The sequence below is a fragment of the Bordetella tumulicola genome (assembly GCF_965138755.1).
GTDB lineage: Bacteria > Pseudomonadota > Gammaproteobacteria > Burkholderiales > Burkholderiaceae_B > Bordetella_A > Bordetella_A tumulicola.
In genome coordinates this window covers 179,740-202,531 of record NZ_CBCSFP010000011.1, presented here as the reverse complement: position 1 = coordinate 202,531, position 22,792 = coordinate 179,740, and the positions used below count along the sequence as shown (strand labels likewise).

Here is a 22,792-nt window from a genome sequence, read left to right as displayed (position 1 = left end):
AGATCCTAACAATCATCACCGCCGGTCTCGTGCATCCCTACTCCGGCCCCGCCGCCTGAACACTCGTGTTCCAGCAGCGAAGGAGCGAGACTATAGCACAGGATATTCAGGGCATGCAAACCAGCCAGAATGACGGAATAAGCGCCTGCGCCAACGTTCAGGGAGCGGTCCAGGAACGGGCCTTATATCTATGTGGGAGCCAGGTTTCTCCCTCGATATAGGCGGGCGGCTTTCTTCATATAGAGAGACATTAGCCATCCCTTATATACAGCTGTCCGCTCTTCATTCTGTTCTTCATCTCTTTATAGACGTCAGCCCCTATATATACGAGCAGGCGGGGATATAGAGTGAGCGGGGGATCTTTATATTGATATTAGGGAAGGAAAGGGTAGGGAAGAAGGGGAAACAGCATCGATGCCCCCCCCCTTCCGTCCCACGTGTTGCTCACGACCAGAGCCAGTATGCTCGGCGATCTTGCTGGGCCTGGCGGATTGCACGGCTTTCAGACAGCATGCAGCCCTGTACCCCGATGTCTTGCAGCATGGCATCATCCAGCTCGCTCAGCGCCATGGCCGTTCTCTTACTGGCTCGGCGCGTCTCCCAGGCTGTCCACCATTCAGACCAGTGCTGGCTCAGCCGTGCGTGCCCGAATAACGGCAGACGCCAGGACGACGTGGTGACGCAAGCGCCATTGACTGCCGACAGATTTCCTTGCGATTCCATGTTTGCCTCCTCACTCAGGTTTTCATACTGGTTAGCTTAAAAGCACAAAACCTGGTTGTGAATCGCATTGTTCTACCCATTTTGGTCGGTTATGCTTACCAGCATGAGCCGTCTACCGTTAAATACCCTGCCCGCCTTCCGCGTGGTCGCCGAGCTGCAGAACCTGCGGGCCGCCGCAGAGCAATTGCACCTGACGCACAGCGCCGTCAGTCAACAGATCCGCGTGCTCGAGACTCAGTTGGGATTTCCCCTCTTTGAGCGGCAGGGTCGACGACTGATTTTGAACCCCGCGGGACGGGCTTTGCTATGCAGCGTGCGAACCGCTCTGGCACAGCTGGATGACGGGGTATTGGCCGCAGCCTCCGTTAGCAGCGGCGCCCACCAGCGCATACGTGTCTCGATGCTGCCCTCGTTCGCCCAGCGCTGGCTGCTTCCCCGGATGGCACGCTGGCGCGAGCGCCACCCTGATCTGACGCTGGAAATCGAAACCTCGAGCCACGTTTCCGATCTTGCGCGCGAGGGATTCCATGCCGGCTTGCGCTCGGGACGTGGCTCCTGGCCGGGCGTGCTGTCTGAGTCGCTGTTCGACACCCCGATGCCCCTCGTAGTGCTGGCATCGGCCGACACCGCGCGGCAATTAGCCGACCACACCCCGGAAACGCTGGCACGCCAGCCGTTGTTGGGCGACAAAGAGCTCTGGCGACAATGGTTCGCGGCAGCAGGGCTGACCGTCAATGCCACCCCCGTCGCGTCGTTCAATGATTTCAGCCTGATGTTGCAGGCGGCCGAGCAAGGCTTGGGACTAGCCCTCAGCCGTGAGCTGCTGGCCGCTGATGCGATGTACGCGGGCCGGTTGGTGAAACTATCGCCGATCAGCATCGATTTCGATTCGACCGATACGTATCATCTGGTCTACCCGCCGGGCCTGCGCGACTGGCCACCGCTGTCCGCCTTGCGCCAATGGATTCACGACGAGCTGGAGCGCTCGCGCGAGACGCTGGTATCCTGCGACGCGAATGGCGATGCCGACACCGCTGTCGACACGCCCTCCGCCCGCCATGATCACCCCTGATCGATCTGCACAGGTTTTGTTGCACTCGCAAGGCAGCACGCTGCTATGCTTGCTCAATACCCGGGGCCACCCGGAGCATGAGGTTCGCCCATTATGATGCAGCTCCCACGCACTCGATGTGCGTATTGGATTCGCCTGCTGGCGGGTCTGACATTATTTCTATGGTTAGGGCTCGCGGCGGTCGTCTCGGCACAGCCCGAAGCACCCCAAGGGCCGGCCGATGTCGAATCAGTTCTGTCCGATGCCCGTAAGCAGATCGACCAGATACTGGAGCGCCTGGACGACGACGACAGTGATGATGCCCAACTCACGCGCTGGCGCGCCGACGTGCTGGAGATCCAGTCACGCGCCGAGGGGTTGGCCGAAACGCTGACGCCTCAGCTGGCCGGTGTCACCGCCCGCTTGACGGAATTGGGTACGCCCCCCGAGGGATCAAGCGAAACCCCGGACGTCGCCGCTCAGCGCAAACAACTGCAACGAGACAACAAGACACTGGACTCGCAAGTCAAGCTCGCTCGTTTGCTCGCCGTCGAGGCCGCGCAGACAGCCGAACAGATTTCGACGATGCGCCGTACACAGTTTCAGGCGCGATTGGGCGAGCGACGTGATTCCATTTTGGGCAAGTCCTTTTGGACGGAGTTAAAGGGCGATCTTCCCCGAGACTCGCGCCGCTTGGGACAACTGGTTGACGAACTGCGCGAGGCGACCTCGAGCACGCCGATACTCGCCTGGATTGGGTTAGCGATCGTGGCGGGCATCACGGTAGTGCTGGGGATGGCATGCAGTCGCCTGCTACTGCGCCTGACGGCGACACGCGTGCCGCCGGGCCGATTACGGCGCTCATTCCTGGCGTTTGGCATCGTGATGCTGGCGACGGCCATGCCGGGCATCATTGCCGCCCTGATTTATACCGGACTGAACTGGAATGACGCCTTGTCGGACGATACTGGCGAGTTACTGTCCAGCCTGGCTGCCGTCGTGGCCTTTGGCGGCTGCGTCACCGGACTCGGTCATGCCCTGCTATCGCCCGAGCGTCCCAGTTGGCGCTTGCTGTCTATCCCTGACGATATCGCACACGGACTGCGACATATGCCCACGCTGCTGGGTATATGGGTCGTGCTGACCTGGCTGGGTGACGAACTGCCTATCTTGCTGAACGCCAGCCTGACCACCACGATCGTGATTACCTCGCTGGCGACGCTGGCACTGGCCGCGACGCTCGCATGGGGACTGCGACGCACCACGTCGTCGCGCAAACCTGTTCCTCACGAGATCGAAGAGTCGCCGCCGCCCCCGCGGCCGCTCTGGCTCTCGGTTCTGCGCAATATGATGTGGGTTGTCCTGGCCTGTTGTGTCATCAGTGCGCTGGCAGGCTACGTGGCATTTGGCAGTTTTATCGTCAAACAGGTTTTGTGGGTGCTGGCGATTTTATGTTTCGCCTATCTATTGTCTGTACTGATTACCGACGGGTTCAGCACCCTGCTGGCGCCGCCCGCCGACAACGAAAACGAGTCGCGCGCACGCCTTCATAGTCAAATCGCGGTAGTGCTGGCAGGCGTCGGTAGAGTAACGGTCGCGCTGGTTGCCGCCACCCTGCTACTGGCCCCGTTTGGGGAAGGGCCATCAGATCTGCTGCACCGCATGAGTCAGTTGCTCGGCGGCTTGCAGATCGGCGAAATACACCTTCGTCCGGGCGCCTTGATGCGAGGCTTCCTGGTGCTGGCGTTCGGCCTGATCGGCGTGCGCTTGCTCAAACGCTGGTTGGCGGATCGATACTTACCCACCACCGAACTCGACCCGGGTATGCAGCTATCGGCCGCGACTTTGTTCGGCTATGCGGGTGTGGTGCTTGCCATTGCCCTGTCTCTCTCGGCATTGGGACTGGGGCTGGAGAGAGTCGCCTGGATCGCCAGCGCCCTGTCGGTGGGAATCGGTTTCGGGCTACAGGCCGTGGTGCAAAATTTTGTGTCCGGCCTGATCCTGCTCGCCGAGCGCCCCGTCAAGGTGGGCGATTGGGTATCGCTCGGTGGCATTGAGGGTGACATCGCACGGATCAATGTGCGCGCCACGGAAATTCAGATGGCTGACCGGTCCACCGTGATTGTGCCGAACTCGGAGTTCATCACGAAAACGGTGCGTAATGTGACGCACAGCAATCCACTGGGACTGGTGCAAGTCAAACTGCCGATGCCGCTCGAAACGGATGCGCAACAGCTACGCGAACTATTGCGGGACGCATTCACGGACAATGAAGGCATTATGGAAACGCCAGCCCCCGAGGTGTATCTGGAAGGCATCGAAAACGGCCACTTGATGTTCAATGCGCGCGGCTATGTCAGTACGCCGCGTAATGCCTATAGTGTGCGTAGTGCGCTGCTCTACGACATATTGCAACGCATCGCAGAAGCGAAACTGCCCTTGTCTACACCGTCCGCCGTGCTGGTGACGACCACGCCGGACTCTGCCTCAGTGCCGGAGCCCGCGCCGACGCCGACACCGCCGATCAACCTATCCCCATAGTGCCCGGGAAACCGGGATAAGCAACCCCAAGCCTGAAATCAGCAACAGCAGGAAGACCAACCGCTTGACGGCCCGGAAGGAATCCGCCGAGGCATATCGGCGCACCAGCCAGGTCAGCACCACAACCACAGGCAAGGCTTCGACCCCGAGCCAAATCGCCGAGGCCGTCAAATTGCCCTGTGCCGTCACTAAAGAAAGGCGCAGGACCGAGTTGGCAGCGAACAAGACGAGCAAACTATTACGCACAACGGACAACGGCAGCGGTTGCCGATAGAAGTGATAGACCATTGGGGGGCCCGCGCTGGAAAACAATCCGCCCAACACACCGGACACCAAACCAAACGAGATAAAAGCGCCTCGCGATGAGATTGTTGTCAACGGCCGCGTGCCTGAAATCAACAAAACCGCACACGCCAGAATGGTCAGGCCCAACAGGCCGCGCAACAACAAGATAGCGTTGCCGCTGATCCAGTCCAGCGCGATAACGCCCGCCACCACCCCGGCGAGGCTGGCGAATAAGGGCGTACGGATAAGCGACCAATTCAACTGCCCGCGTGTGCCGTGCAAGGCGACGAGCGCGTTGACCAACATCAGCATATTGACCACGTTGGACATCTCAGGCAATGGCGCCAAAGACAACAAACCCGTCAGCCCCAACAGCACCAACCCAAATGCAAACCCCGTCACGGTCTGTGCATAGGTGGCCAGCGCCACACTGCCCAGGAATAAAAGATGATCAACCCACGTCATGATTTTCTATACGACAACTGCTACCGATGCGCCGGAGCGCAAGCGCCTACTGCTACCGTTTGCCTCCAGCGCGACTCGCGTAAACGTTTAAGCATAGACCACCCAGCACAAGGCCCGTGGCCACGACCTTCCAAAGAGGCAAGGATTCGCCTAGCAACACGACCGACGACAAAATGCCGAATACCGGCACCAGCAACGCCAGCGGCGTCACCGTGATCGCGGGATGCCGGGCGAGCAACCATCCCCAGGCGCCAAACGCGAACACGGTATTGCCGATTGCTTGCCACAGCGCCGCGAGCCAACCCCACATACTGGCATGAGCCAACGCGTCGACCACCTGCGAAGGCCCGTCGAGCGCCAGGCTGATCAGCAGCAGGGGGATAACGGCGAACAGGGAGCTCCAGGCGGTAAAGGCCACCATATTCACCCGGCCCGCCGCACGCATGACCATATTGGTGCATGCCCAGCTAAAGGCGGCGGCCAATACGACGCCGAAACCGATGAGCGTGATGGCCGATGCAGGGTCTGTCGCGCTACGCCAGGCCACCAAGGCATAGCCCGCTGTCGCCAATACCAGAGCCACGATTTGTAATGGCCGTGAGCGCTCACCATGAATAACCATCGACATAATGATGGTGAAGAACACCTGTGCCTGCACTACCAGGGAAGCCAATCCAGGCGTGATGTCGTGGCGCATGGCCCAATACACCAGGCCAAACTGTCCGACTCCCAGCAATAAGCCCGCGCGAACCAGCAGACTCCACGGCACGGCCGGACGGCGCATAACAAACACCCAGGGCAATGCCGACAACAAAAATCGCAATGTCGCGAACAGAAAAGCGGGAAATTCGGCCAGCCCCCACTTAATGATGACGAAGTTCGTCCCCCAAATGAAAACGACGGACAGCGCCAACAGCAGGTGCGAGAAAGGCATGAGCGGCGTGGTCAACGACCACCGTTAGGAACCAGGGCAAAGGCGGCATCATACGCCGTCACATTGCCCCGCGGCCAACGGACCAACAGACTGACAATACGCTGAACGCAATATCAGTTCGGCACGGAATGCTCCGCCAGGTACCCGACCACAGTGGTCCATGGCCGCACTCGCCATTGCTTGACCAACCCCTCCTGCACATAGGGGTCGGCTTGGGCAAAAGCCTCGGCGACCGCCGGGGAATCGGCCTTGAATAGCAGCACCGCCTGGTCGGCGGGATCAGCTAGCGCACCAGCCAACACCAACTCGCCTCGCGCGACGGCGGCACGCGCCATGGCCAGATGCTTGTCACGAAACTCGCCTCGGCGCTCTAAGTAGTCGGGGACCAAATCGTAGAACATCAGATAATGCATGGCGGCTCCTGAGCTAAAGTCACGGTGTAGCTTGATCATACCTGTCGTGAGTTTTGCCCGTCTTATTATTCATTTATCGCGTTGTTCACTGACTCAAGGAATCCCAATGATCCAGGAAATAGCCAGCATTCTCGTGACTGCCGGGCAAGAAGCCCAATTCGAAGACGGCGTGGCGCAGGCCAAACCGCTCTTCCTGCGTGCCAAGGGTTGTCATGGCGTGGCGTTGCATCGGTCGATTGAAAACCCTCAGCAATACACATTGGTCGTCGACTGGGAAACCGTGGAAAACCATATGGTTGATTTCCGGGAGTCCGCAGATTTTCAAGAATGGCGCAAGCTGGTCGGCCCGCATTTCGCGCAATCACCACAGGTGCATCACGAGACCAAAGTGCTGTAGGCCACGAGGCAGTTTGAATTAAGGCCCCCACGCTGCGCCTTCGGTTTGCTGCCCCCCGAGGGGGTGCTTTTTGCCTTGGGGCGGCCCAAGGCAAAAACCATGGAATAGTTTCCCGTCTGCGGAAGTCGGAATGATATTGAAGCAAGTCTTATATAAGATATAAGACACTTGCTCCAAACCTCCTTCAGTTCTACAATCGGCCTCGACAACCCTTCTCGCAACCCGACTTTTATTCAGGCCATCCCATGCTGGAAACGTACCGCAAACACGTTGCCGAGCGCGCCGCGCTGGGCATCCCCCCGCTGCCGCTCACGGCTCAACAAACTGCCGACCTGATCGAGCTTCTGAAAAGCCCGCCCGCGGGCGGAGCAGAAAATCTGCTGGAATTACTGACTTATCGCGTACCGGCCGGCGTGGATGACGCCGCCAAGGTCAAGGCTTCGTATTTGGCGGCCGTCGCGCTGGGCACCGAATCGTGTGCGCTGATCAGCCGGGCCAAAGCAACGGAATTGTTAGGCACCATGCTGGGTGGCTACAACATCGGCCCGCTGATCGAGCTGCTGGACGATGCCGAGGTCAGCACCATCGCGGCCGACGCGCTGAAAAAGACCCTGTTGATGTTTGACGCCTTCCATGATGTCAAGGAAAAGGCCGACAAGGGCAATACCAACGCCAAAGCCGTGCTGCAAAGCTGGGCCGATGCCGAGTGGTTCACCAGTCGCCCCGAGCTTCCCGAAAGCCTGACGATCACGGTTTTCAAGGTACCTGGCGAAACCAATACCGACGACCTGTCGCCCGCGCCTGACGCCACGACACGTCCTGATATCCCGATGCACGCCCTGGCAATGCTCAAAAACAAGCGCGACGGCGCAGCATTCGAGCCCGAAGAGGACGGCAAGCGCGGCCCGGTGCAGTTCATCGAGTCGCTGAAAGAAAAAGGCCATCTGGTCGCTTATGTGGGTGACGTGGTCGGCACGGGCTCGTCGCGTAAGTCCGCCACCAACTCGGTGTTGTGGTTCACCGGCGAAGACATCCCCTTCGTCCCCAACAAGCGCTTTGGCGGGGTCTGCCTGGGCAGCAAGATTGCTCCCATTTTCTACAACACCATGGAAGACGCGGGCGCCCTGCCGATCGAGCTGGACGTGTCCAAGATGGAAATGGGCGACGTGGTGGAACTGCGTCCCTACGAAGGCAAGGCCCTCAAAGACGGCGAAGTCATCTCCGAATTCCAGGTCAAGTCCGAAGTGCTGTTTGACGAAGTGCGCGCCGGTGGCCGCATTCCGCTGATCATCGGCCGTGGCCTGACCGCCAAGGCGCGCGAGGCGCTGGGCCTGGCTCCCTCGACCCTGTTCCGCCTGCCCAAGAGCCCCGTCGACTCCGGCAAGGGCTTTACGCTGGCCCAAAAAATGGTCGGCCGTGCCTGCGGTCTGCCCGAAGGCCAGGGCGTGCGTCCCAACACCTACTGCGAACCGCGCATGACCTCGGTGGGTAGCCAAGACACCACTGGCCCCATGACCCGCGACGAGTTGAAAGACCTGGCCTGCCTGGGTTTTTCGGCCGATCTGGTCATGCAGTCGTTCTGCCACACCGCCGCCTATCCGAAACCCGTCGACGTCAAGACGCACCACACGCTGCCGCAGTTCATCAGCACGCGCGGGGGCATCTCGCTGCGCCCGGGTGACGGCGTCATCCACTCGTGGCTGAACCGCATGTTGCTGCCGGATACGGTGGGTACGGGCGGTGACTCGCATACTCGTTTCCCGATTGGTATTTCGTTCCCGGCCGGCTCGGGCCTGGTGGCCTTTGCCGCCGCCACGGGCGTGATGCCACTGGACATGCCGGAATCGGTGCTGGTGCGCTTCAAGGGCAAGATGCAGCCTGGCGTGACGCTGCGCGATCTGGTCAACGCCATCCCGCTGTACGCCATCAAGCAAGGCCTGCTGACCGTGGCCAAGCAAGGCAAAAAGAACATCTTCTCCGGTCGCGTCCTGGAAATCGAAGGCCTGCCCGATCTGAAGGTGGAACAGGCATTCGAACTCTCCGACGCGTCGGCCGAACGCTCTGCCGCAGGTTGCAGCGTGCGCCTGAACAAAGAGCCGATCATCGAATACATCAACAGCAACATCGTGATGCTGAAGTGGATGATCGCCAACGGCTACGAAGACGAACGCTCGCTGGGCCGCCGCATCAAGGCCATGCAAGCCTGGCTGGCTGATCCCCAGCTGCTGGAACCCGATGCCGATGCGGAATACGCCGCCGTCATCGACATCGACCTGGCCGACGTGCACGAACCCATCGTGGCCTGCCCGAACGATCCCGACGACGTCAAGACCTTGTCCGATGTCGCCGGCGCCAAGATCGACGAAGTCTTCATCGGTAGCTGCATGACCAACATCGGCCACTTCCGTGCCGCCTCGAAGCTGCTCGAAGGCAAGCGTGACATTCCGGTCAAGCTCTGGGTGGCTCCGCCGACCAAGATGGATGCGCAACAACTGACCGAAGAAGGCCACTACGGTGTCTTTGGTACGGCGGGCGCGCGTACCGAAATGCCGGGATGCTCGCTGTGCATGGGTAACCAGGCACAAGTCCGCGAAGGCGCGACTGTCATGTCGACCAGCACGCGTAACTTCCCCAACCGCCTGGGCAAGAACACCAACGTGTACCTGGGTTCGGCCGAACTGGCCGCCATCTGCTCGCGCCTGGGTCGTATTCCGACCAAGGACGAGTACATGACCGATATGGGCGTCATCAACAAGAGTAGCGACCAGATCTATCAGTACCTGAACTTCGACCAGATCGACGACTACAAAGACGTAGCGGCGGTCATCGAGGTGTAACTCGGTCTACTGACTGCGGTAGTGGAAACGGCCCTGAGGGTTTTCTCAGGGCCGTTTTTTTTTGCGGGGGAAGTTGTGTTTTTTCGGGGAGCGAGATGTTGAGCCCTTAACGCGCCGCTGTTCGGCGTGAGCCGGTGGGGCCGGCCGGTGCGCAACGGCCCATAGTGTTGTGCACTTAGACATAAAACATTGCGTAAGTTGGGTACGATCACGATAATAAAAGGCATTCTTATTACCATTTCCTGGATAGAGCCCTCTGCTATGCCTACTTTTACGCTGCGTCGTGTGCTGCCCACTGTCAGTTGCGCCCGCCTCACACCTCTCAATCTTGCAATTCACGCAGCGTTGTCTGCTGGGGTGCTGACTGGCGCGCCTGCTTGGTCACAAACCGTGCAGGGCGCTGTCACCACCCTCGAATCCACCACGGTGACCGGCGAAACCCCTATCTCCGCCCCCACCTCCGTCGAATATGCGGGCGGGCAAGTCGCGCGTGGCGGCCAATTGGGCGTGCTGGGCAACATCGACAACATGGACGCGCCCTTTGTGGTCACCAGCTACACATCCAAGCTGATCGAGGACCAACAAGCGCGCACGCTCGGCGATGTCGTCAAGAATGATGCCTCGGTACAGGTGGGCAATGGCTTTGGAAACTCGGCCGAGACGTTTTCGATACGCGGCTTTCCGCTGAATAACGACGATCTGTCATTCAACGGGCTGTACGGTATTTTGCCGCGTCAGGTGCTGCCGACGCAGATGGTGGAACGCGTCGAAATCCTGAAAGGGGCCAATGCCTTTTTGAATGGCGCCGCACCGGGCGGGTCCGGGTTGGGTGGCTCGATCAACATCCAGCCCAAGCGGGCCGGGGTGGATCCGTTGACCCGGGCGACGATCGACTACACCAGCGACTCTCAAGTGGGTGGCGGCGTGGATATCGGACGACGTTGGGGAGAAAACCAGGAGTTTGGAATCCGCGTCAATGCCGCCCATCGTGATGGCGATACAAGCGTCGACGATGCGGGCCAACGGATGACGGTCGGCACGATCGGCCTGGATTATCTGGGCGAAAAACTGCGCGTTTCGCTGGATGCCGGTTATCAAAAGTATCGTTATTCGCAGCCACGTCCCACGATTAGAGTCAGCGGCGACGACGTTCCGTCGCCACCATCCAATGATACGAACTATGGTCAACCATGGACGTACAGCGAACTGGAAAGCACCTATGGTGTGCTCCGGGCGGAATACGACTTCACCAACAACTGGATGGGCTACGCGGCCATCGGCACCAGCCACGATCGCGAGAGTGGCGATTATGGGCAACCCACTGTCGACGGCGATGGCATCGGGACCGTGGGCCGATTGACCGTGCCGTACACCCGCGACTCCGTCAGCGGTGAAATTGGAGTGCGCGGAAAATTCCAGACCGGGCCGGTCGGCCATTTGGTGAATATTGGGGTGTCCGGGCTGCAGACTCGCGTCCGACAGGCATGGGAAAGGAGCGCTTCCAGCCCGATCGACATCTACAATCCCGACTATTTTGATCGTCCCTCCGATGTTGTGAACGGGGCGGGTGACATGGACGATCCACACATCAGCAGTCGCACACATTTGACGAGCTTTGCCTTGTCGGATCAGTTGTCGTTCTTGGATGATCGCGTCTTTCTGACCCTCGGGGTACGACGTCAAACGATCAAGGACAAGCTCTACGACGGAAATGGTATCCACACGACGACGTACGATGAATCGGTTTGGACGCCCGCCTATGGTTTGGTTATACGGCCTTGGGAGGAGGTGTCGTTTTATGTGAACCACATTGAGGGGTTGACCAAAGGCGATGCCGCGCCGCGAGACGCCAGCAATTTTGGCGACACGCTCGCCCCCTATCGCACCAAGCAAACCGAAGCCGGTGTCAAATTTGATTTCGGCAATCTCGGCGGCAATATCGGCATTTTTCAGATCGAGAAACCTCAGGCCTATATGGACTCGGATCTCGTGTTTGGCTTGGCGGGCTCGCAACGTAATCGTGGACTGGAATTCAATATCTACGGCGAACCCACCAAGGGTGTACGACTGTTAGGTGGCATTACGTTCATGGATCCGGAGCTGCGTGGCACCCAAGGCGCCGAACAAGACGGCAATGATGCGATTGGCGTCCCACGCTATCAAGCAGTGCTCGGTGCTGAATGGGATATCCCTGCGCTCACTGGGTTGACGCTGCAAGCCTACATACAACGCCGCGGTTCGCAATACGTCAATATCGACAATACCGCCAAAATCCCGGCATGGACACGGGTCGATCTGGGCGCGCGTTATGCCACCAAGATTGATGGCCACAACGTGGTATGGCGTGCCGGCGTGGACAATGTCACAGACAAGAAATACTGGGCGACCGTAGGGAACTCGTTTGGTCAGCTTACCCAAGGCATGGGGCGCGTTTATAAGCTGTCCATGTCTGTCGATTTTTGATTGACAGGATCTGGCTTGCCTAATGGGGCGTCGTCGCTGGTGACGATGCCCCTTTCTCTTTTTACGTGCAGTGCGCATCACACAACCACTCAGTCTATCCCCTCAGGACGCTCAGCTCCCCTGCGATACGCGTATAACGCTTAGAATGCCCCATCCCCTGAACAAGGAACGCGGCAATGAAACCAGGGCCACTGGCACTGACCCTTTTGATACTGTTGGGCGGCTGCGCGACCACCCCGCCGTCCAACCCCGAAAACCTCTGCGAAATCTTTCGTGAAAAACCCGATTGGCGAGAGTCCGCGCTGGATATGCGCGAAAAATGGGGAGTGCCTGTGCAGGTGGCCTTTGCCATGATGTACCACGAGTCCAGCTTCCGGCACGATGCTCAGCCCCCACGCTATTACTTTCTGGGCTTTGTTCCATGGGGTCGTGTCAGCTCGGCGTATGGTTATGCGCAAGCCAAGGATGAAGCCTGGGCGGACTACAAGAAAGAAGCTGGCGGCTGGACATCCAGCCGTGATGACATGGCCGACTCGCTGGATTTCATGGGCTGGTACATCAGCAAAACGCAGCAGATCAATGGAGTGTCCAAATGGGATGCCTATGGTCAGTACCTGAACTATCACGAGGGCTGGACGGGCTATCGCAACCGCAGCTACGACAGCAAGGCCTGGTTGAAACGGGTGGCACAGCAAGTCCAGGCGCGCGCTGAACGCTTTGGCGCGCAATATCGCAGTTGCGAGAAAGACTAACTCTGACGATCACACAGCGCGCGCCGCTATGGCCATAATGTCGGCTGTGCCAATGGCCGGCTGAACGCCAGACGGCCACGACAAGGAAGCTGCATGTATTTCGATTCCATTCTCTGGGGTATGACGCGCGGCGTGAGGCTGCGCATGTTGGTGTGCGCCTTACTCGGACTTTTGGGCCTGGCCGCGGGAATAGCCCGCTTTGCACTGCTGGGAAAATTTCTCGCACAGTTGTTTGCAGGCGAAAGCGGTGCCGCCCTCTGGTGGCCGCTGGCCGGCGCCGCGATAGCGATCGTACTGCGCGGCGTGTTCGAACATGCGTTGAACACGCTGGCCAATCGCAACGCTGCACTGATCCAGAACAAGCTGCGCGCCAGGCTGTACGACAAGATCGTCGAACTGGGGCCGGCGTGGTTCGGGGGTCAACGCACGGGCGGCGTCATGCTGGCGGTGATCGACGGCGTAGAACAGTTGCAATCGTTTTTCGGACGCTATCTGCCGCAGCTATTCATTGCCGCGTGCGCGCCTCTCGTGATTTTTGCATTTATCGCGTGGTGGGATTGGCCCGTGGCATTGGTGCTGTTGGCGGCCGCGTTGGTGACGCTGATTCTGCCGCTGATCGCGCACCGCAGCCACAAGGATGCCTCTCGCCAACGTGCGCAGGCGTTCAAAGCCTTTGGCGAGGAGTTCCTGGATGCGATGCAGGGCCTGCCTACGCTTAAGGCCTTTGGTCAAAGCCGCCCTTGGGGAGAGCGTCTGGCGCAACACGCGCGCGCACTGTCGGACAACACATTCAAGGTCCTGGGACGCGAGGTATCCGCACGCTTTGCTACTGACATCGGCATTACCGTTGGTGCGGCCGCCGCGCTGGCGCTGGGCGCCTGGCGCGTCGCAGATGGGCAAATGACCTTGGCGGCGCTACTAGTGGTATTGATGGCCGGCACGGAAATTTTCCGGCCGCTACGTGACATGCGCGCCGTGCTTCACCATGGCCTGATGGGACAGTCAGCGGCGGCGAGCGTGCGTGCGCTGCTGGATGCCACCACGTCCGCTCCCCAGGCGGTACGGGGACATCTCGCCACGTCGTCCGGCATCAAACCCGCCGACGTTTCCGGTCGTCGAGGCGGCTTGTCCATTGCATTCAAGCAAGTCGCTTTCTCGTACCCGGGCGGTCGTCAAATCACGCATCAGGGCATGGATTTTGACATTGCCCCGGGCGAGCGAGTGGGGATTGTCGGCCCCAGCGGATCCGGCAAATCCACGCTGGTCAGACTGCTCTTGCGTCTGCATGATCCCCAGGCGGGGACGATCCAGATTGAGGGTCGCGATCTACGCGAACTGGATCCCGAGGACGTGCGGGCCAGCATCTCTTTGGTGGCACAGGACAGCACGCTATTCCACGGAACTGTAGAACAAAATTTGCTGCTGGCTCGCCCCGATGCCACGCCGGATCAAATCCTGGCTGCGACGACCGCGGCGAATGCCCATGCCTTTATTGCCGCCCTGCCACAGGGCTATCAGACCGTGCTGGGCGAGCGCGGCACGCAATTGTCCGGCGGACAACGTCAACGTCTGGCGATTGCCCGGGCCTTGCTGCGCGACACGCCGATATTGATCCTGGACGAGGCCTTGTCCTCTGTGGATGCGGAGAATGAAGCCGAGATTCAGCAGGCCCTGGACCGACTCAGCCAGGGCCGCACGACGCTGGTGCTGGCGCACCGCTTGTCCAGCGTGATCAATGCCGATCGCATCCTGGTGCTCGATGGTGGACGCATCACGGAAACCGGCACGCATGACACGCTCATGGCGGGCGATACGCTCTACCGCCGCCTGATGGGTGGGCAACACGACACCGCCACGGCTGACGAGACGATCGGGGAACTGGCCGGACGCGTGTCGGCGCCTGACTCCGTCGCCGACGCATCGGCCGACGACAACAAGCGTGCTGCCCCCCTCTCCCTCGAAGCCGATGCGCAGCACGTCACCACCCGGCAGGTACTGCAAACGCTGACAGAAATCATCCAGCCCTGGAAAAAACAATTTGCGATCACCGTCGCCAGTGGCATCGGACGCGTCGCGGCCTTTATCGGAGTGTCGGTATTGGGTGCGCTCGTCATCGCACGCCTGAAAAACGGCGAGTCTTTCGATGGCTTGTTGATTGGCTTGTTTGTGGCCGCGATCGCCGCCGCCGCCCTGCATTGGATCGAGTCCTGGCTCGCTCACGCCATTGCCTATCAGCTCTTGGCGGAAATGCGTATCTCGCTTTACCGGAAACTGGAGGCGCTGGCACCGTCCTATCTGTTGCGCCGCCGCTCCGGAGACTTGGTCGGTTTGGCGACACAGGACGTGGAAACGGTCGAATATTTCTACGCACATACGGTCGCGCCGGCCTTTGTCGCGGTTCTGATTCCACTGGTGGTGCTGGCGATCCTGGGTATCGCCGCCTGGCCGTTGATGTTGGCGCTGCTGCCCTTTTTGTTGTGGGCGGGCCTGTCGCCCTGGCTGAATCGCGAACGCGTGGATGCGCAAGGCAGCCGTGCCCGGCAAGCACTCGGGCTGCTAAGCGCCCATCTATCCGAAACGATCCAGGGTCTCTCCGATCTGGTGGCCTTTTCCGCCACTGATCGGCGTCGCGCGGGCTTTTTGGCAATCGCCGAGGATTATCAACGGGTACGACTGGCCCTGTTGGCCGATCTGTCCAGGCAAACAGCCCTGCTGGAAATCGCCACCGGCCTGGGCGGCCTGACCGTCGCAGCGGTCGGCGCCTGGTGGGTCGCGCAAGGCGCGTTGGCCGCGGGTCTGCTGCCCTTACTGATTCTGCTCTCGGTCGCCGCGTTCTTGCCAGTGTCCGAGATCGCGCAGGTCAGCCGCCAGCTCGCGGACACGCTGGCCGCGACGCGGCGCCTGCGTGTCGTTCACGACGAAGCGGTACCGATTACGGATGGCCCGCTCTCGCCGCCGCTGAACGGCACCGGGCTACCCCTGGCCTTTGAGGACGTCACGTTCACGTATCCGGGCCGGCAGGAGCCTGCCCTGCGCAACGTTACGCTCGCTCTACCGGCGGGCGCCACCCTGGCGCTGGTCGGCCCCTCCGGCGCAGGGAAAAGCACGCTGGCCAGCTTACTGCTGCGATTTTGGGACCCGCAACAAGGCGCGGTGCGTATTGACGGCGAACGTTTACCCGCCATGACGCTGGATGCCCTGTACGCTCGTATTGCGCTCGTCGCGCAAGATACCTGGTTGCTCAATGGCACGCTGGAAGACAACATCCGCCTCGCCCGCCCCCATGCCAGTCCGGATGAGATGGATCAAGCGGTGGCACGCGCCGCGCTGGCGGATTTTGTCGCGGGCCTGCCCGATGGCCTGCAAACCCGTGTCGGCGAACGCGGGGTCGCCCTGTCTGGTGGACAGCGTCAACGCATCGCCATCGCGCGCGCGTTTCTGCGTGACGCCCCGATTTTGATTTTGGACGAGGCCACCTCGCACTTGGACGCGATCAGCGAGGCGCAGGTACACCAGGCCCTGGCAGACCTGATGCGCCATCGCACCACCCTGATCATCGCGCACCGCCTGTCGACCATCCGACAGGCCGATATTATCGCCGTGGTGGATGGAGGCCAAATTGTCGAATCAGGCGGACACGACGAACTGCTGCAGCGCGGGGGAGCCTATGCGCATTTGGTGCGTCGACAAATGTCCGCCGCACAACAAACCTGATTGATGGAACTTTGATGCGCGACAGAAGTCTTATATAAGAGTTAAGATTTAAGTATCCAGGCCCCGTAATGCCATCCCGTCGCGCGAATGTCACGGCATACAATGACAAATGCGCCAAAACGCCAGAAAATGGCAGTTTTACGCGGTCCCACACCCACGGAGTCCATCATGCCGCACAACACGTTTAATACCCTCAAGAATTTCAAAATCGGCGATAAGTCCTGTCAGCTATATTCCCTGCCGGCCCTGGGCAAGGCGCTGGGGGTAGACGTGCAGCGCCTGCCTATCTCGATTCGCGTCGTACTCGAGTCGGTACTGCGCAACTGTGACGGCCAGAAAGTAACCGAAGAGCACGTCAAGCAATTGGCGAGCTGGCAGGCCAATACCAAACGTGAGGACGAGATCCCCTTTGTGGTGGCTCGTGTTGTGCTGCAGGACTTTACCGGTGTACCGCTGCTGGCCGATATCGCGGCCATGCGGTCGGTGGCCGACAAAATGGGCAAAGACCCCAAGCGCATCGAGCCGCTCGTGCCGGTCGACCTGGTCGTTGACCACTCGGTCATGATCGACTATTTCGGCACCAAAGACGCGCTGGACCTGAACATGAAACTGGAATTCAAGCGCAACCAAGAGCGCTACCAGTTCATGAAATGGGGCATGCAGGCGTTTGACACTTTTGGTGTGGTGCCTCCGGGCTTTGGGATCGTTCACCAGGTCAACCTGGAATACCTGGCGCGCGGCGTTCACCAGAAAAACAATATTTACTACCCTGACTCGCTGGTCGGGACCGACAGCCACACCACCATGATCAACGGTATCGGCGTAGTGGGCTGGGGGGTTGGCGGCATCGAGGCCGAGGCCGGCATGCTGGGCCAACCCGTCTATTTCCTGACGCCTGACGTGGTCGGTGTTGAGCTCAAGGGCAAATTGCGCGGCGGCGTGACCGCGACCGACCTGGTGCTGACCATCACCGAAATGCTGCGCCGAGAAAAAGTCGTCGGCAAGTTCGTGGAATTCTGCGGCCCGGGCACGGCCAGCCTGTCGGTGGCCGAGCGCGCCACGATCGGCAACATGGCGCCGGAATATGGTGCCACGATGGGCTTTTTCCCGGTCGACGAGCGCACCATCGACTATTTCGAGGGCACGGGCCGCACCCCCGAAGAAATCGCCGCGTTCGAAGCCTACTTCAAAGCACAAAAGATGTTCGGCGTGCCCAAGGCCAAGGACATCGACTACACCAAGCTGCTGACGCTGGACCTGTCCACCGTCGCGCCGTCGCTGGCCGGCCCCAAGCGCCCGCAAGACCGTATCGAGATCGGCAACGTCAAGAGCACCTTTGCCGACCTGTTCTCCAAGTCCAGCGCAGATGGCTTTAACCAGCCTGCCGAAAAACTCGAACAGACGTTCACCACCAGTACGGGTGACCCGATCAAAAACGGCGACATCCTGATCGCGGCCATTACCTCGTGCACCAACACCTCCAACCCCAGCGTGCTGCTGGCTGCCGGTCTGTTAGCCAAAAAGGCGGTGAAAGCCGGCCTGACGGTCCCCAAGCACATCAAGACCTCGCTGGCACCAGGATCGCGCGTGGTCACGGAGTACCTGACCAAAACGGGCCTGCTGCCCTACCTGGAACAGCTCGGCTTTGACGTGGCCGCCTATGGCTGCACCACGTGTATCGGTAACGCGGGCGACCTCGCTCCGGAGCTGAACGAAGCCATCCTGAGCAACGACCTGGTCTGCGCGGCTGTGCTGTCGGGCAACCGCAACTTCGAGGCGCGGATTCACCCGAACATCAAGGCGAACTTCCTGGCCTCACCCCCGCTGGTCGTGGCCTACGCACTGGCAGGCACCATTACCCGCGACCTGATGACAGAGCCCGTGGGCAAAGGCAAAAAGGGCGATGTGTGGCTGGGCGACATTTGGCCCACCACCGAAGAAGTCCAGGCCTTGCTCAAGTACGCGCTCAATCCCAAGGCATTCCGGAACAACTACGGACAGGTCAAGACCAATCCGGGCGATCTTTGGGAAAACATCAAGGGCGTGACGGGTGAAACCTACAATTGGCCCGACTCGACCTATATTGCCGAGCCGCCGTTCTTTGAAGGCTTCGGCATGACGCCGGGCGCCATGCCAACCATCCAGGGTGCACGCGCACTCGGTATTTTTGGCGACTCTGTCACGACCGACCATATTTCTCCGGCGGGCTCTATCAAAGAAACCTCGCCAGCGGGCAAGTGGCTGAAAGAAAACGGCGTCATGAAGGCGGATTTCAACAGCTACGGCTCACGCCGCGGCAACCACGAAATCATGATGCGGGGCACCTTTGCCAACGTGCGCATCAAAAACCTGATGATTCCGGCGCTACCCGATGGAAGTCGCTTCGAAGGCGGCGAGACGTTGTTCCAACCCACAGGCGAACAACTCTCCATCTATGACGCCGCCATGAAGTACGTAGCTCAAGGCACCTCCACGGTGGTGTTCGGCGGCGAAGAGTACGGCACGGGCTCATCGCGTGACTGGGCGGCCAAGGGTACCCAACTGCTCGGCGTCAAGGCCGTGGTGGCGCGCAGCTTTGAGCGCATTCACCGCAGCAACCTGGTCGGTATGGGTGTGTTGCCGCTGCAGTTCAAGGGCGATGACACGGTCGAATCGCTGGGCATCACCGGCCAGGAGACCTTCGACGTCTCGGGCCTCGAAGACGGCATCAAACCCATGCAAGACGTCACGCTGACCATCCATCGTGCGGATGGCTCCAAACAAGACGTGTCCGTCCTGCTGCGCATTGATACCCCCATCGAGGTCGACTACTACCAGCACGGCGGCATCCTGCCCTTCGTGCTGCGCCAGTTGTTGGCTGCCTGACGATAGACCGCCCTGGAGTGTTTCCCGGAAACCTCCAGGGGAATCGACCGATCCCGACTGTCCCGGGCGAGGTCAACGCTATCGCGCGCCGGACCAGCGTTAAACTAGGGAGTTCCAACCTCTTTTAGCGCCCCCTCATCACACATGGCCCGAGCCCGCAGCCCCGCTTCCCCCCGCCTTAATCGCGACGCGTCGCGATTGGTGACGCTTGCCCAATCGTTGAATCGTTCCGGTAGCCGGGTGGAGGATCTGTATTGGGAACACCTGCTGACCGATGCCATTGCCAAGTTGCTGCGCAGCAGCCAGGACGTCCCGCTCGAATCCGCGCTGGATCACCTGTCGCAAAAAGACGTGGGCGCCTACGAAGTCCTGGTCGAACTGGCAGAGACGCAGTCCGAGTCGATGCAGATCGACAAAGACGGTCAACGCTTTGACGTTCTGCTGATCGTCGTCCCCCTCGTCGCCTGGACGCGCTATGCGATTCCCACGGGCCCCATTACCACCGCCGCGCAGCAAACCCTGCTGGCGCACTTGCACGGTCACGTCCTGGCCGACGGGGTGCGCGCAGCGTTGATGCCAACGTTAGTCAGCATCGATCAAATGCCGCGCACTTTTTCGGAAACGTGGCAGTGGATGCAACGACTGGGCAACCAGGCACTGGGCAATGACGCGGGTCAACCGACCTTGAACAGCGAGGCCGAGCTCACCAACATGCTGGCGGACACGCGCTACGTCGTCGCTGCGGTCGCCGTACCCGAGCGGGCCGCCGTGTTCCGCTGGCAAGAGCACCCCGGCGACGACACCTATAGCCGCGAGGCCTGCCACGCACAGTGGGTGGAACAGGTGCAACCCACCCTCGCCACCATGCTGCCGGGCTGCGGCATGGAGTGCCTGTTGCCTGATGCGTATTACGTCAGCAACCGGGAGGCCGACCGTCGCGTTCGGCCCTTGTCGCTGCGTGCGGCCACACACTGGCTGGAGGGCACACTGAATCTGGCTGCCTCCGAATTGCGCGGGGTCATTGCGGGCTGCGGCGAAAACCGTATCGACGAATACCGTATCGGTTTTACCCTGCGCAATAGCAATGACGTCTACTACGGATGTGTCTGGCCCGTTTATGGCCACGAAGACAACATCCTGGATGATGAAGACCAACCCAGCGTGATCGACGAAATCGCGGCCTTGCTGAAAGAAAGTGGTGTCAGCGAAGTCCGCCATATTCCAGGCATATTGCCGCCGGAATTTTGTGAAGACTGTGGCGCGCCGTTGTTTCCCAGTCCGCTGGGCGAGCTGGTACATGCCGAGCTCCCCGACGACGCAGACACCACGCCTGCACAGTTCCACTAAGTGGTGCGGGCATGCGGACCGATAGCATGCGAGCCGATATCTTCTGCCGCGTCGTCGACAACTATGGCGATATCGGGGTGTGCTGGCGACTGGCCCGGCGCCTGTCAGGAGGACACGGCTGGCAGGTGCGTCTCTGGGTCGACGATCTGCGCGCCTTTGCCCGCATTCAACCTGGCATCCTGACCGACGGGACGCCGCAGGTGCACAGCGGTATCGATATTGTGCACTGGACCCCCAGCCCGCCTGCGCTCGATCCCGGGGACGTCGTGATCGAAGCGTTTGCGTGCGACCCCCCGGCCTCCTTTATCGAGGCGATGCGACGCCGACAGACCGATACACAGGATCGCGCGCCCCTCTGGATCAACCTGGAATATCTCAGTGCCGAGCCCTGGGTAGAAGGCTGCCATGGTCTGCCCTCCACCCGCTCGGATGGTTTGCTTAAGTATTTCTTTTTCCCGGGATTCACCCCCGCCACCGGTGGTCTGCTGCGGGAACCCGGAATCAGCGAGGAGCGCAATGCCTTTCAAGCGTCTCGCGGCACACAAGAGCAGTTCCTGCGCGGCCTCGGACTGGCCAATGCCGCCCTGGGCCACTGGCGGGCCGGCGCCCGCCTGGTCTCGTTGTTCTGCTATCCCCATGCTCCCGTGGCAGCGCTGGCCCATGCCCTCGCCCGCGACACTCAACCGACGCTGCTGTGGGTGCCCGAGGGCGTCGCCCCCGGACTGGAGCAAGCCGTCGCGGATCCGCTTGCCGGTCACGTGCAAATCGCCCGGGCGCCGTTCGTGACACAACCAGACTTCGATCGCCTGCTCTGGTGCGCCGATCTGAATTTCGTGCGCGGCGAAGACTCGTTCGTCCGGGCAGCCTGGGCCGCGCGCCCGCTAGTCTGGCAAATCTATCCGCAGGACGACGACGCGCATCGAAACAAGCTCGAGGCGTGGCTGACGCGCTATCCAGCGCCGCCCCAGGTCCAATCCGTCATTCGGGCGTGGAACACCCCCGGACCTGGCCAAACGACGAGCGGCGATCAGGCCAACGCTGACACGGTTGACTCGGCGGTTAGCAACACCATCGACGGCACCGATATCGACCCAACCGGCGCCGACGCCGTCTCGGCTGTTTTGGCGGCCGCCCTGCGGCCTGCGACCTGGCAGGACTGGCAAAATGCAGCCCTTGCCTGGGATGCTGCTCAGGCGAAGCTTCCCGATTTAGGGGACAGATTGGTTGATTTTTGCACGGAATTATCCAGGAAACGCTAGAATAGAGAGTTTTCCGAGACCCTTTGCCCGCGCATGTTGCGTCGAGCCAGGCCTCGACTTTGACAGCCTCCCAGGGCACGCAGGGCCAGCCCACGCCGGTATCCCCTGCGCGCAAGTACGGTGAGCGCGCTATAACACCCGGAGTTTTAATCAATGAAAACCGCTCAGGAATTGCGAGTCGGCAACGTGGTCATGGTGGGCAAGGATCCCCTCGTGGTCCAGAGGGCCGAATACAACAAGTCTGGCCGTAATGCTTCCGTCGTCAAGCTCAAGTTCAAAAACCTGCTGACCGGCTCGGGCAGCGAATCGGTCTACAAGGCCGACGAAAAATTCGACATCGTCGTGCTCGAACGCAAGGAATGCACCTACTCGTACTTCGGCGACCCCATGTATGTCTTCATGGACGAAGAGTACAACCAGTACGAAATTGAAGCCGAAAGCATGGGCGACGCGCTCAACTACCTCGAAGAAGCCATGCCCGTCGAAGTCGTCTTCTACGACGGCCGTGCCATCTCGATCGAGTTGCCCACCATCCTGGTCCGCGAGATCACTTACACCGAACCCGCCGTCCGTGGCGATACCTCGGGCAAAGTCCTCAAGCCCGCCAAGATCAACACCGGCTACGAGTTGAGCGTGCCGCTGTTCTGCGCCATTGGCGACAAGATCGAAATCGATACACGCACCAACGAATACCGTAGTCGCGTAAACTGATCGATCAGGCGGGATTTTCCCGCCCTATTGCAGCA

15 protein-coding genes are annotated in these 22,792 nt (G+C 60.4%); 11 read left to right on the top strand and 4 right to left on the bottom strand.

Annotated elements, in window-relative coordinates; translation table 11 throughout:
* Positions 1-444: 444 nt before the first annotated feature.
* Positions 445-723 carry a hypothetical protein gene (locus tag ACNAZS_RS22120; protein WP_415792678.1) on the bottom strand — a complete coding sequence of 93 codons (279 nt, stop codon included), beginning with the start codon at positions 721-723 and terminating at the stop codon, positions 445-447.
* Between the two features lie 91 nt (positions 724-814).
* Between ACNAZS_RS22120 and ACNAZS_RS22115 the strand changes: the two genes are divergently transcribed.
* Positions 815-1,795, top strand: coding sequence for a LysR substrate-binding domain-containing protein (locus tag ACNAZS_RS22115; RefSeq protein WP_415792677.1), 981 nt, complete (start codon positions 815-817; stop codon positions 1,793-1,795).
* 93 nt (positions 1,796-1,888) lie between these two features.
* Positions 1,889-4,315: a DUF3772 domain-containing protein gene (locus tag ACNAZS_RS22110; RefSeq protein ID WP_415792676.1), complete on the top strand. Its 2,427-nt coding sequence runs from the start codon at positions 1,889-1,891 to the stop codon at positions 4,313-4,315.
* Here the strand turns inward: ACNAZS_RS22110 and ACNAZS_RS22105 are convergent.
* From ACNAZS_RS22105 to ACNAZS_RS22095, 3 genes are all read right to left on the bottom strand, one after another.
* Positions 4,304-5,065, bottom strand: coding sequence for a TSUP family transporter (locus tag ACNAZS_RS22105; RefSeq protein WP_415792675.1), 762 nt, complete (start codon positions 5,063-5,065; stop codon positions 4,304-4,306). The genes ACNAZS_RS22110 and ACNAZS_RS22105 overlap by 12 nt on opposite strands.
* A 52-nt stretch (positions 5,066-5,117) precedes the next feature.
* Entirely contained in the window at positions 5,118-5,999 is an 882-nt protein-coding gene (locus ACNAZS_RS22100; RefSeq protein WP_415792674.1) for an EamA family transporter, read from the bottom strand.
* A 113-nt stretch (positions 6,000-6,112) separates the two neighbouring features.
* Positions 6,113-6,412 (bottom strand): YciI-like protein, encoded by a 300-nt coding sequence (locus ACNAZS_RS22095; RefSeq protein ID WP_415792673.1) that lies wholly within the window; start codon positions 6,410-6,412, stop codon positions 6,113-6,115.
* A 106-nt stretch (positions 6,413-6,518) separates the two neighbouring features.
* Between ACNAZS_RS22095 and ACNAZS_RS22090 the strand changes: the two genes are divergently transcribed.
* The 9 genes from ACNAZS_RS22090 (at position 6,519) to efp (ending at position 22,757) form a co-directional block, all read left to right on the top strand.
* On the top strand, positions 6,519-6,809 hold the full coding sequence (locus ACNAZS_RS22090; protein WP_415792672.1) for an antibiotic biosynthesis monooxygenase family protein: 291 nt from the start codon (positions 6,519-6,521) through the stop codon (positions 6,807-6,809).
* 245 nt (positions 6,810-7,054) lie between these two features.
* On the top strand, positions 7,055-9,646 hold the full coding sequence (acnB, locus tag ACNAZS_RS22085; protein WP_415792671.1) for a bifunctional aconitate hydratase 2/2-methylisocitrate dehydratase: 2,592 nt from the start codon (positions 7,055-7,057) through the stop codon (positions 9,644-9,646).
* Positions 9,647-9,907: 261 nt separating this feature from the next.
* A complete protein-coding gene (locus ACNAZS_RS22080) occupies positions 9,908-12,109 on the top strand; it encodes a TonB-dependent receptor (RefSeq protein ID WP_415792669.1) in 2,202 nt (733 codons plus the stop codon).
* Between the two features lie 176 nt (positions 12,110-12,285).
* Positions 12,286-12,861 (top strand): transglycosylase SLT domain-containing protein, encoded by a 576-nt coding sequence (locus ACNAZS_RS22075; RefSeq protein WP_415792668.1) that lies wholly within the window; start codon positions 12,286-12,288, stop codon positions 12,859-12,861.
* 93 nt (positions 12,862-12,954) lie between these two features.
* Positions 12,955-16,575, top strand: coding sequence for an ABC transporter ATP-binding protein/permease (locus ACNAZS_RS22070; RefSeq protein WP_415792667.1), 3,621 nt, complete (start codon positions 12,955-12,957; stop codon positions 16,573-16,575).
* 168 nt (positions 16,576-16,743) lie between these two features.
* Positions 16,744-19,440: an aconitate hydratase AcnA gene (gene acnA / locus ACNAZS_RS22065; RefSeq protein ID WP_415792666.1), complete on the top strand. Its 2,697-nt coding sequence runs from the start codon at positions 16,744-16,746 to the stop codon at positions 19,438-19,440.
* Positions 19,441-19,584: 144 nt separating this feature from the next.
* Entirely contained in the window at positions 19,585-20,787 is a 1,203-nt protein-coding gene (locus tag ACNAZS_RS22060) for a DUF2863 family protein (protein ID WP_415792664.1), read from the top strand.
* Positions 20,788-20,813: 26 nt separating this feature from the next.
* Positions 20,814-22,046, top strand: coding sequence for an elongation factor P maturation arginine rhamnosyltransferase EarP (gene earP / locus ACNAZS_RS22055; RefSeq protein ID WP_415792663.1), 1,233 nt, complete (start codon positions 20,814-20,816; stop codon positions 22,044-22,046).
* Between the two features lie 153 nt (positions 22,047-22,199).
* A complete protein-coding gene (gene efp / locus ACNAZS_RS22050) occupies positions 22,200-22,757 on the top strand; it encodes an elongation factor P (RefSeq protein ID WP_415792662.1) in 558 nt (185 codons plus the stop codon).
* The last annotated feature ends 35 nt before the right edge of the window (positions 22,758-22,792 follow it).